Origin of the sequence: Streptomyces sp. NPDC058697 (genome assembly GCF_042715345.1) — a bacterium.
GTDB classification, from domain to species: domain Bacteria; phylum Actinomycetota; class Actinomycetes; order Streptomycetales; family Streptomycetaceae; genus Streptomyces; species Streptomyces liliifuscus.
The window spans coordinates 19,140-30,827 of the sequence record NZ_JBHXSU010000054.1 but is presented as its reverse complement, the minus strand read 5'-3'; the positions used below and the strand labels follow the sequence as shown (position 1 = coordinate 30,827).

Annotated in this window: 7 protein-coding genes; 1 reads left to right on the top strand and 6 read right to left on the bottom strand. The window is 69.3% G+C overall.

What is annotated here, in order from left to right; all coding sequences use genetic code 11:
- Positions 1-1,181 (bottom strand): maltotransferase domain-containing protein (locus ACFWXQ_RS47695; RefSeq protein WP_386270393.1); only part of this gene is annotated, 1,181 nt, incomplete at its 3' end.
- Positions 1,182-1,746: 565 nt separating this feature from the next.
- A complete protein-coding gene (locus ACFWXQ_RS47690) occupies positions 1,747-2,946 on the bottom strand; it encodes a S8 family peptidase (RefSeq protein WP_383946306.1) in 1,200 nt (399 codons plus the stop codon).
- Positions 2,947-3,439: 493 nt separating this feature from the next.
- Between ACFWXQ_RS47690 and ACFWXQ_RS47685 the strand changes: the two genes are divergently transcribed.
- Positions 3,440-6,058 carry a glycosyltransferase family 1 protein gene (locus ACFWXQ_RS47685; RefSeq protein WP_383946309.1) on the top strand — a complete coding sequence of 873 codons (2,619 nt, stop codon included), beginning with the start codon at positions 3,440-3,442 and terminating at the stop codon, positions 6,056-6,058.
- A gap of 308 nt (positions 6,059-6,366) precedes the next feature.
- Here the strand turns inward: ACFWXQ_RS47685 and ACFWXQ_RS47680 are convergent, their stop codons facing one another.
- The 4 genes from ACFWXQ_RS47680 to ACFWXQ_RS47665 form a co-directional block, all read right to left on the bottom strand.
- The gene (locus tag ACFWXQ_RS47680; protein WP_383946312.1) at positions 6,367-6,711 is read right to left on the bottom strand and encodes a hypothetical protein; all 345 of its coding nucleotides are present in this window, start codon (positions 6,709-6,711) and stop codon (positions 6,367-6,369) included.
- 250 nt (positions 6,712-6,961) lie between these two features.
- Positions 6,962-7,474: a DUF1990 family protein gene (locus ACFWXQ_RS47675; RefSeq protein ID WP_383946315.1), complete on the bottom strand. Its 513-nt coding sequence runs from the start codon at positions 7,472-7,474 to the stop codon at positions 6,962-6,964.
- Between the two features lie 72 nt (positions 7,475-7,546).
- Positions 7,547-9,199 (bottom strand): M4 family metallopeptidase, encoded by a 1,653-nt coding sequence (locus ACFWXQ_RS47670; protein ID WP_383946318.1) that lies wholly within the window; start codon positions 9,197-9,199, stop codon positions 7,547-7,549.
- A 385-nt stretch (positions 9,200-9,584) separates the two neighbouring features.
- Positions 9,585-11,621 carry a M4 family metallopeptidase gene (locus ACFWXQ_RS47665; protein ID WP_383946320.1) on the bottom strand — a complete coding sequence of 679 codons (2,037 nt, stop codon included), beginning with the start codon at positions 11,619-11,621 and terminating at the stop codon, positions 9,585-9,587.
- Positions 11,622-11,688: the final 67 nt, after the last annotated feature.

Genomic DNA, 11,688 nt, shown 5'->3' with positions numbered 1-11,688 from the left:
TCCTGGTACTTCTTCGGCGGATTCTCCGCGTACGCGATCGTGCCGTCCGAGCGGTGGTGGAACCACTCCGGGTGCTTCTCCACCCACGGGTGGTCCGGCGAGCACTGGAGCGCGAAGTCCAGGGCGATCTCCATGCCCAGGCTCTCGGCCCGGCGTACGAAGGCGTCGAAGTCGTCGATCGTGCCCAGGTCGGGGTGGACGGCGTCGTGCCCGCCCTCCGGTGAGCCGATTGCCCAGGGGACTCCGACGTCGTGCGGGGCCGCGTCGAGCGTGTTGTTGGGGCCCTTGCGGAAGGTCGTGCCGATGGGGTGGATCGGTGGCAGGTACACCACGTCGAAGCCCATCTCCGCGATCGCCGGCAGCCGCTGGGCCGCGGTCCGGAAAGTGCCGGTGACCGGCGGCTTGCCGTCCTCGACCACCGCGCCCTCCGAACGCGGGAAGAACTCGTACCAGGAGCCGTACAACGCCCGCTCCCGCTCCACCAGCAGGGTCAGCCGCTGGGCGGACGAGACCAGTTCGCGCAGGGGGTGGCGCGCGAGGACGTGGTCCACGTCGGGCGTGAGCGCGGCGGCGAGACGGGCCGTGGCGGGACGGTCGGTGTCGCGCAGCGACTCCACAGCGGCGAGGATCGCGTCACGGCGGCCCTTGCTCTTCGGTACGCCGGTCGCGGCACGCTCGTACAGCAGCGCGCCCTCCTCCAGGACCAGCTCGGTGTCCATGCCCGCCGGGATCTTGATCTGCGCGTGGTGGCGCCAGGTGGTGATCGGGTCGCCCCAGGCCTCCACGGTGTAGGTCCAGCGGCCCGGCCTCGGCACGGAGACGGTGGCGCCCCAGCGGTCGGTGCCGGGGGCCAGTTCGCGCATCGGGGTCCAGGGACCCGAGCGGCCCTCCTGGTCGCGCAGGACGACGTTCGCGGCGACCGCGTCGTGGCCCTCGCGGAAGACCGTCGCGGAGATCTCGAAGGGCTCGCCCACCACGGCCTTCGCGGGGCGGCGCCCGCCCTGCACGAGGGGGCGCACGTCCAGGACGGGGATGCGCCCGATCAGAGGGCCGCTGCCCGGGGCGAGGGCGGGGGCGGGGGTCGGGGCGGGCGTGAGGCGAGTGGCGCTCTTGGGGGTGGCTGTCGACGGCCGCGAGGGCTTGGACGGCTTGGAGGGCTTGGAGGGCTTGGAGGATTTCACCGCAGACTCCGCAGGTCGCACCGATTCTGCAGGTTGCACTGACTCTGCAGGTCGCACCGATTCTGCCAGGCGCACTGATTCTGCCGGTTTGGCCGACTCCTCCTGTTGTGTTGACTCCTCCTGGGGTGCCGACTCGGCGGGTTTCGCCGATTGCGTCGGCTTGGGTGTCTTGGGCGTCTTGGGTGTCTTGAGCGTCCTGGCTGTCTGGGCCGGCTCGGCGGTCCTGGCCTTCGGCGGCTGTGGCCGGTCGGTCTTCTCTTCCTGGCCGGGGGGTTCGGTGGTGCTGGGCGTCGGGGGTGGTGACGGCTGGTGGTGCATGGCGGGCATGACCGCTCCTGTCCGCGTCAACGTGGGTGGGCGGATGAGGGTGTGGGGAGGTTGGTCCTGCTGGGCGTACCGGTGGAGCCTTCCCACTCTTTTCGGGTGGGCAATCCGGCACTTTGTTAACTACTCGCGCGTATGTCTACACACAAGACCGGCCTCGTCCGATGAGAATCCGCCAAGGATCCGTAAAGAATCGGTTGCGGATTCTCGGGACGAGGCCGGTCGGTGAATGCGCAAATACTTACGGGTTGTCGACCTGCAGGAGCTTGTTCGGTGAGCCGAGCCCGGTGTTGGACATCTTCCCGGAGGCGGCCCGCCCGACAAGAGCCTTGCTGACATCGGCGGGTGTCGCCCAGGCGTGGTCGGCCAGATAGAGCGCGGCAGCACCTGCCGCGTGGGGCGACGCCATCGACGTACCGGAGAAGGTCGCCCTGCCCGTGTCGCTCGCGTTGGAGGCCGAGGTGACGTTCACGCCGGGGGCGAACAGGTCGAGTCGCGCGCCCCAGTTGGAGAAGTCCGCCCTCGCGTCCTTCTTGTCGCTCGCGCCGACCGTGACCGCCTCCTTGACACGGGCCGGTGAGGAGAGGCTCGCCGGGAGGCCGTCGTTGCCGGCCGCGACCGTGTAGGTGACGCCGGAGGCGATGGAGTTGCGGACCGCGGCGTCCAGTTGCGGGTCCGCGAGCCCGCCGAGGCTCATATTGGCGACCGCCGGCTTCCGGGCGTTCTTGGTCACCCAGTCGATTCCCGCGATGACCTGCGAGAGCGTGCCGGCGCCGTTGTCGTCGAGCACGCGGACGGCGACGACGTTCGCCTGTTTGGCGACGCCGTACGTCGTGCCCGCGATCGTGCCCGCCACGTGCGTGCCGTGGCCCTGGCCGTCCTGCGCGGTGGCGTCGTTGTCGACGAAGTCCCAGCCGTGGCTCGCCCGGCCGCCGAAGTCCTTGTGGGTGATGCGTACGCCGGTGTCGATGACGTACGCCGTCACGCCCCGGCCCGCCGACTCCGGCCAGGTGTAACTGCTGTCCAGCGGCAGGTCCTGCTGGTCGACGCGGTCGAGGCCCCACGGCGGGTCCGACTGCCGGTGCTCGACGGCCACGGTGGCGTCCCGGGAGACCGAGGCCACGCGGGAGTCGGCGGCCAGGCGCTCGGCCTGCCTCTCGTCGGCCTTCACCGCATAGCCGTTGAGTGCCGTGCTGTACGTGTGGCTTATTTTCGCTCCGTACTTGGTGGCGACGGCCTTGCCCGCCTTCGACGGAGCCTTCGTTCCCCCCTTGAGCGTCACTATGTAGCTGCCGCTTACCGCACCCGCTCCGTCCGCGCCGGATATCTGCCCCTCGGGGGCGGCGTGCGCGGGCAGGGTGATGGCCGAAAGCACCGCGGCCGTCATGACCGCGGTCAGGCCTCCCGCCCAGTGCAGCCGCCGCTTGCGCGTCACTGCCATGGTGTGAGTTCCCCTCCTCAACTCGGCGTGCCCCGGCCGGTGGTGCGCGCGGGCCCCGGTGGGGGCTCTGGCAGGCATGGCAAGTCCCTGTACGGGCCCTGCGGGGCCGTGGCCGGATCGCCACTTGGCAGCCTCTCGTGCGGTGTGAAGCGCCACAAGGTCGCCCGACGGGGCGGAATCGGCCATATCGCCCGTGGCGGACATGTAGAGGTTGCGGCGATTTCCGGCCCTTCCGAGGGGGCGCGGGGCCCTGCCGCCGGAGGCGCCACCGCGCGGGCGTGATCAGTGACGACCGGCCCTCCGGTCGCAGTACCGCACATCCCGCACATCCCGCTGAGCACTTCGCGCCGTAGTTGCGGAGGCACCCTCGCCGCTACCGTCATGGGTGACAAAGTGCGCACAGCGACGTGCGTCCACCGGGTCGCCCTGACCCGTCCAGCCATCGAAACACCGATACGCCGTCCTGGTACGTCCTCCGTGAAGGTGGAAGCTCGTGAAGGCCATCCGCAGATTCACCGTGCGTCCCGTACTCCCCGAAGCCCTTCACCCCCTCAGTGACCTGGCGCGCAATCTGCGCTGGTCCTGGCACGCCGAGACCCGTGACCTCTTCCAGTCCGTGGACCCCGAACACTGGGCCGCCTCCGAATGCGATCCCGTACGCCTCCTCGGGAGCGTCTCGTCCGCACGGCTGGCCGAACTGGCCGAGGACCGGCGCTTCCTGCGGCGGCTCGCCGCGGCCGCCGACGACCTCAAGGACTATGTGGGCGGGGACCGCTGGTACCAGTCCCAGCCCTCCGGACTCCCCGCCGCCATCGCCTACTTCTCACCCGAGTTCGGCATCACGGCCGCGCTGCCGCAGTACTCCGGCGGCCTCGGCATCCTCGCCGGGGACCATCTCAAGGCGGCCAGCGATCTCGGCGTACCCCTGATCGGTGTCGGACTCCTCTACCGGCACGGCTACTTCCGGCAGTCGCTGTCCCGGGACGGCTGGCAGCAGGAGCACTATCCGGTCCTGGACCCGAACGAACTGCCCGTATCCCTGCTGCGCGAGCCCGACGGCACCCCCTCGCAGGTGTCCCTGGCCCTCCCCGGCGGGAAGTCCCTCCATGCCCGTGTCTGGCTGGCCCAGGTCGGCCGGGTCCCGTTGCTGATGCTCGACTCGGACATAGAGGAGAACGACCTCGGCGAGCGGGGCGTGACGGACCGGCTCTACGGCGGCGGCAGCGAGCACCGGCTGCTCCAGGAGATGCTGCTCGGCATCGGCGGGGTGCGTGCCGTGCGTACGTACTGCCGGCTGACGGGGCACGCGCAGCCCGAGGTGTTCCATACGAACGAGGGGCACGCGGGATTTCTTGGCCTGGAACGAATTCACGAACTGTCTTATGAGGACCTGGACTTCGATGCCGCGCTCGAAGCGGTCCGGGCGGGCACGGTATTCACGACCCACACCCCCGTGCCCGCCGGAATCGACCGCTTCGACCGGGAACTGGTGGCCCGGCACTTCGGCCCCGACGCGGAACTCCCGCGTATTGACGTCGAACGCATTCTGCGACTGGGAATGGAGACCTATCCGGGCGGCGAACCGAACCTCTTCAACATGGCGGTGATGGGCCTCAGGCTCGGCCAACGCGCCAACGGGGTGTCCTTGCTGCACGGACAGGTCAGCCGGGAGATGTTCTCCGGGCTCTGGCCGGGCTTCGACCCGGACGAGGTCCCGATCACCTCCGTCACGAACGGCGTGCACGCGCCGACCTGGGTGGCTCCCGAGGTCTTCCGCCTCGGCGCCCGCCAGATCGGTGCGCAGCGCACGGAGGACGCGATGACGGTCGGCGGTTCCGAACGCTGGGACGCCGTGGCCGAGATCCCCGACCAGGACATCTACGACCTGCGCCGCGTGCTGCGCGAGCAGTTGGTGACTGAGGTGCGGGAGCGGATGCGCGCGTCCTGGCGGCAGCGCGGCGCGGGCACGGCCGAACTGGGCTGGATCGACGGCGTGCTGGACCCGGACGTCCTGACGATCGGCTTCGCACGCCGCGTCCCCTCCTACAAGCGCCTGACGCTGATGCTGAGGGACAGGGACCGTCTGATGGACCTGCTCCTGCACCCCGAGCGGCCGATCCAGATCGTGGTGGCGGGCAAGGCGCACCCGGCGGACGACGGCGGCAAGCGCCTGGTCCAGGAACTGGTCCGCTTCGCCGACGATCCGCGCGTACGCCACCGGATCGTCTTCCTCCCCGACTACGGCATGGCGATGGCGCAGAAGCTGTATCCCGGCTGCGACATCTGGCTCAACAACCCTCTCCGCCCCCTGGAGGCATGCGGCACGAGCGGAATGAAGGCAGCCCTCAACGGCTGCCTCAACCTCTCGGTCCTGGACGGCTGGTGGGACGAGTGGTTCCAGCCGGACTTCGGCTGGGCGATCCCCACGGCGGACGGCACGGCGGTGGACGACGACCGCCGGGACGAGCTGGAGGCGTCGGCGCTCTACGAGCTCCTGGAACAGCGGGTGGCCCCGCGCTTCTACGAACGCGGTCAGGCCGGCCTGCCCGACCGCTGGATCGAGATGGTCCGCCAGACCCTGACCCACCTGGGCCCGAAGGTCCTGGCCGGCCGCATGGTCCGCGAGTACGTGGAACGCCTCTACACCCCGGCGGCCCACGCCCACCGCGCCATGTCCCCTTCCTCCGCAAGGGAGTTGGCGGTGTGGAAGTCCCGCGTCCGCGCGGCCTGGCCACACGTCACGGTCGACCACGTGGAGACGTCGGCGGGGGCTCCGACGGCCGAACTCGGCACAACGCTCTCCCTCCGCGTCCGCGTAGGCCTGGGCGACCTGGCCCCGGACGACGTCGAGGTCCAGGCGGTCTCGGGCCGCGTGGACTCGGAGGACGGCATCACGGACGGCACGACCGCCCCCCTGAAACCGGCGGGCGGCCCCGACCTGGACGGCCACTGGCTCTACGAGGGCCCCCTCGCCCTGGACCGCACCGGCCCCTTCGGCTACACGGTCCGCATCCTCCCCACACACCGACTGCTCGCATCGAGCGCGGAGTTGGGGTTGGTGGCTGTGCCTTTGGAGGGGGTGGGGGAGGGGGCGGGGGTTTTGCTGCGGTGAGTGACCAGAGGGTGGTCGGTCCCGTCTGAGGGCGGAATCTTTCTGATCCGACTGTCTGACCCTGTTGGGTGCCACTGCGATTGCTCAGACGTGAACTTGTTCGTGGCCGGGAGGTTGCTCCTGGCCACGTCCGCCCGACACCGCCGAGGCGATCCTGGTGGGCTTCGACCGCCGCAACTGCTGGACGCCCGACGGGGCTCTGGATCTTGGCAGCCTGCTCCCTGCAGTTCTGTCCGCCAAGAGAGGCGAGGAACAGGTAACCGAGCCCGGATTCACAGCGGTTGCCGATTGAGGCGGTACCCGGACTGTCAAGACTGGATCTCCCGCGTCAAAGTGCCCTCCTCGTCGTAAAGTTCGAGGGCGAACGGGAGGCGGAGGTGTGTGAGCAGGGTCGCGAGTTCGTCGAAGCGGGCTGGATCGACAACGCCGTTCAGCAGGACGATGGAGTCGGTGGTGGGTTCGACCTCGAACTGGCACCAGGTGGTTTCGAGTTCGTAGGCATGCCACGAGGTGGATTTCGATCGCCAGCCTGCTCGTACGAGGCGCTCGGCGACGGACGAGGCGTGAGGGCCTGACCGCATCAGACCGCACACGTTGTTGGCGATCTCCAGCAACACGGGGTCGAGGCGCGGGCCCTCATGGGATATGTCCACGGTCGGATCGTCTCTCAACCTGGCCCGAGGGGCCACGCACAATTGCGGACCATGGACTTGCGCGCCCGGAGTTGCTTCGGAGTTCGCCATGGAAGCGGCCCGACCGGCATGGCCCAAGGTGCCCGACATCAGGCGCGACGAGCTCGTCCCTCCGGCCGAGTTGGAGGACGCTTCGGCCGATCGCGTTGTGACGTGTTCGGAGCATGCGGCCTAAGGTCAGTAAATCCTGGTGAACCGACGTATATCTGCGCTACGCCAGGAAGTCGCCCTTGGGGTCCGCGCACATCCGCCGCAGCACCACCCCGCACCGCCGTGCGTAAGCGTGTTGCAGCCCCCGTGTCGCCGCCCCGCCCGCCTTCGCGTACCACTTCGCCGGGCGGCTGAAGGCGGTTATGGTCAGCCAGACCGTGCCGTCGCCCGTGCGGTCGACGACGAAGGCTTCCTCGCCGGATTCGGGGTGGCCGGGGAGGGTGCCGTAGGCCCAGCCGGCCCGGCGGGGTTCTTCGACCGTCCAGACGATGCGGCAGGGGGCCTGGAGCAGGCCCAGGCCGACCGTCACGTCCACGCCGGGGGCCGCCTGCGGGGCGTCGGTTGTGATTCTGACGCCCACCGCTCTGTGGAGATCCCAGGTCAGGACCGCCTGGGACGCGGATTTGAAGACCTCCTGGCCCTCGCCGATGCGGCTGCGGACGTGCAGGGGATGGAAGCCGGGTGGGCACCGGCCGTCGCGGGTCGCACCCACGTCCTCGTACGTGTAGGGCATGGGAACCAAGAGTAGGGCGGTACCCGGGAATGGCTTCGTTCCGGGTACCGCCCACGCTCAACTATGCGACAGTCAGGCCACGTTCACCGCGGACCAGGCCGCCGCGACCGCCTTGTACTCCGCGCTCGCCGTGCCGCCGTACAGCGCCGACGCCGCGTTCAGCGTCGCCGTACGGGCGCCCGCGTACTTCGTCGTGGACGTCATGTACTCGGTGAGCGCCTTGTACCAGATCTTGACCGCCTTGTCGCGGCCGATGCCGGTGACCGTCGAGCCGTTGGAGGTCGGGGAGTTGTAGCTGACGCCGTTGATCGTCTTGGCGCCGCTGCCCTCCGAGAGGAGGTAGAAGAAGTGGTTCGCCGGGCCCGAGGAGTAGTGGACGTCGATGCCGCCCAGGCTGGAGGACCAGCTGTCCTTGGACGAGCCGTCCTTGCTCGGCTGGTCCATGTAGCGCAGCGGGGTGCCGTTGCCCCTGATGTCGATCTTCTCGCCGATGAGGTAGTCGCCGACGTCGGACGCATTGGCCGCGTAGAACTCGACCGCCGTGCCGAAGATGTCGGAGGTGGCCTCGTTCAGGCCGCCCGACTCACCGCTGTAGACCAGGCCCGCCGTGTTGGACGTGACGCCGTGGGTCATCTCGTGGCCGGCCACGTCGAGCGAGGTCAGCGGCTTGGCGTTGCCCGCGCCGTCGCCGTACGTCATGCAGAAGCAGCTGTCGCTCCAGAAGGCGTTGACGTACGCGTTCCCGTAGTGGACACGGGAGTAGGCGGCGACGCCGTTGTTCTTGATGCCGTTGCGGCCGAGCACGTTCTTGTAGAAGTCCCAGGTGGCCTGGGCACCGAAGTGCGCGTCGACGGCCGCCGTCTGGGTGTTGGACGCCGCGCCCGTGCCCCAGGTGTCGTCCGCGTCGGTGAAGAGGGTGCCGGTGCCGGACGTACCCCGGTTGAGGTTGTACGTCTTGTGGGCGCCGCGTGACGTGTCGTTCAGCTGGTACGTCGAGCCCGAGAGCGAGGTGCCGATGGTGACCTTGCCGGAGTACTGGCTGTTGCCGGTGCCGGTCTGGATCGCCTCCCACTCGTACAGCTTCTTGCCCGTCTCGGCGTCGGTGACGACGTGCAGCTCCTGCGGGGTGCCGTCGTGCTGGAAGCCGCCGACGACCGTCTCGTAGGCCAGGGCCGGCTTGCCGTCGGCCGCCCAGACGACCTTGCGGGGGGCCTTGTCCGCGGTGGACTTCTTGCTGCCCTCGGCCTGCGCCGCCTTCAACGCCTGCTTCTCGGCAGTGGACTTGGCGATGTCCGGGGTGACGTCGGAGACCTTGATGGCCGCCTTCGTCGCCTTGGTCACGCCCTGGGTCTTGCCGGCCTTGGTCTCGTGGATCACCAAGTCGCCGCCGAGGACCGGGAGTCCGTCGTACGTGCGCTCGTACCGGGTGTGCGTCGTGCCGTCGGCGTCCTTGACGACGTCTCTGACGACCAGCTTCTCCTTGGCGCCGAGACCTATCTCGTCGGCCGTGTCCGCCGTGGCGGCGTCGGCCTTCTGGATGAGACTCGTACGGGCTGCCGCGGTCAGCTGGACCGGCGCCGCGGCGAGGGTCGACCCGCCGGACTGCTCGGCAGGGGACTGGGCGGAGGCACCGGTGGTCAGACCGGTGGTGAGGAGTGCTCCGGCCGCGACAGCGGTGGCGATGGCCAGAGTGGTGCGCTTGTGACGCGCGTAGAGGGGGGTCACGCAAGCTCCTTCGTGGGGGGTGTCCGACTGGCATGGGGGACCGGTCGGGCGGTTGTGAAGTTGCGGTGCGGGTGTGCGGTCATCGGTGATGCGAGGTGAACGTTGCCAGTTGAGTCCTGTACATGTCAGCGGGGCGAATAAAGGTTGGCCGGAAATCGTCCGCTGCCCGAAGATCCGCGTACGGATTGCGGACTTGATCGCCCGCAAAGGCCCGGCAAAGGATCGGGAAGGGCGTCGTAAGGCGGCGGCAATGGTGTGGCAATGACGTGGCAAAAATGGCGCCGCCCCGGGGAGTTGGATCCCCGGGGCGGCGCCATGCGAGTGCGTGCCTGAGCGAGCCCGTCGAGCCCGTCGAGCCCGTGCGGCCGGGACTCACCCGATTGGGCTACGCCTGCGGGAAGGTGATCTTCCAGCCATTGATCCTGCCGGTGTCCTGCGCCGCCTGGTCCTGGACCTTCAACTGCCAGGTGCCGTTGGCGACTTCGGAGGAGGCGTTCACCGTGTACGGCTCGGTGACGTTGTCCGCCGAGTCCGAGGAGCTGAAGGGCTTGAGGCGGTAGCTCGTGCCGTCCGGCGCCACCAGGTCGACGACCAGGTCACCGCGCCACGTGTGCGTGATGTTCGGGGTGACGACCAGGTTGGTGGGAGCGTTTCCGGCCTGGCCGGTGACGGCGATCGACGACGTCACCGCCGCCCCGTTGTCCGGAATCGATACGGGCGTCGTGCTCTCGAACGACGTGCCGCCGCCCCCGCCGCCGGGCCGGGCGCCGACGTTGATGCCGGCCCACGCGTGCTGCACCGCCGTGTACTCGGCGCTCGTGGTGCCGTACAGCTCACCCGCGACCGCGAGCGTGCCGGTCCGGGCCGCCGCGTAGTTGGTCGTCGACGTGAACTTCGTGGTGAGCGCCTTGAACCAGATCAGCGCGGCCTTCTCGCGGCCGATCCCGGTCACCGGCAGTCCGTCGGAGGTCGGCGAGTCGTACGAGACGCCGTTGACGGTCTTGGCGCCGCTGCCCTCCGAGAGGAGGTAGAAGAAGTGGTTCGCCGGGCCCGAGGAGTAGTGGACGTCGATCGAGCCGATGCCCGAGTACCAACTGTCCTTGGACGCCCCGTCCTTGCTCGGCTTGTCCATGTAACGCAGCGGCGTCCCGTTGCCGTTGATGTCGATTTTCTCGCCGACGAGGTAGTCGCCGACGTCCTGCGAGTTGGCGGCGTAGAACTCGACGGCCGCCGCGAAGATGTCGGAGGTGGCCTCGTTCAGGCCGCCCGACTCGCCGCTGTAGACCAGGCCCGCGGTGTTGGAGGTGACGCCGTGCGTCATCTCGTGCGCGGCCACGTCGATCGACGTGAGCGGCTTGGCGTTGCCCGAGCCGTCGCCGTACGTCATGCAGAAGCAGGAGTCCTGCCAGAAGGCGTTGACGTAGTTGTTGCCGTAGTGGACACGGGAGTACGCGCCGACCCCGTCACCGCGGATGCCGCTGCGGCCCTGCACGTTCTTGTAGTAGTCCCACGTCAGCGCGGCCCCGTAGTGGGCGTCCGCGCCCGCCGTCTCCAGGTTCGACGCCGCCCCGTTGCCCCACACGTCGTCGGGGCCCGAGAAGAGCGTGCCCGTGCCCGACGTACCGCGGTTCAGGTTGTTCGTCCTGTGGTTGCCGCGCGTCGTGTCCGTGAGGTTGTACGTCGAACCCGACTGGGCGCTGCCGAGGGTCACCGAGCCGCTGTACTGCGTGTTGCCGGTGCCGGTCTCGACGGCCTGGTACTCGAAGAGCTTCTTGCCGGTGGCCGCGTCCGTGATGACGTGCAGCTCGTTCGGGGTGCCGTCGTGCTGCAGACCGCCCACGACCGTCTCGTACGCGAGGCTCGGCGTGCCGTCGGCCGCCCAGATCACCTTGCGCGCGCCGTCCGCCTCGGTCTTCTTCGAACCCTCCGCCGCGGCGGCCTTCAGGGCCTGCTTCTCGGCGACCGCGGGCTTCACCGCCGCGCTGGTGGTGATGCCCTTGAGCTGGGCCTTCACCGCACGCGTAACGCCTTCTGTCTTCCCCGACTTGGCGGTGTCGACGACCAAGTCGCCGCCGAGGACCGGGAGTCCGGCGTACGTGCGCTCGTAGCGTGTGTGGACCGTACCGTCGGCGTCCTTGACGACGTCACGGACGACCAGCTTCTCCTGGGCGCCCAGGCCGAGTTCCTTCGCCGTGTCCGCCTTTGCCGAGTCGGCGTCGCGGATCAGCGCCGCGCGCTGGGCGGGGGAGAGCTTGACGGACAGGGAGCCCTTGTCGAGCTTGCCGGGGGCAGGCTTGGTGTCGGCGGTGGCGGCGCCCGTCTGGACGGCCGCGGCGAGCAGGGCGGCGACGGCGACGAGTGCGCCGGCGGCGGCCTTGCGCCGGGTGGAACGGGAGGCGAATGCGGTACGGGAGTTACCCACGGTCTGAGAAGTGCCTGCGGCGTGGGAGGTGCGTCTGTGGGAGGTGCGTCTCAACACGGACTCCTTC

Excerpts from the sequence above, each read along its gene's own strand:
- ACFWXQ_RS47690 (WP_383946306.1), bottom strand. The coding sequence starts at position 2,946 with ATGGCAGTGACGCGCAAGCGGCGGCTGCACTGGGCGGGAGGCCTGACC.
- ACFWXQ_RS47675 (WP_383946315.1), bottom strand. The coding sequence starts at position 7,474 with ATGCCCTACACGTACGAGGACGTGGGTGCGACCCGCGACGGCCGGTGC.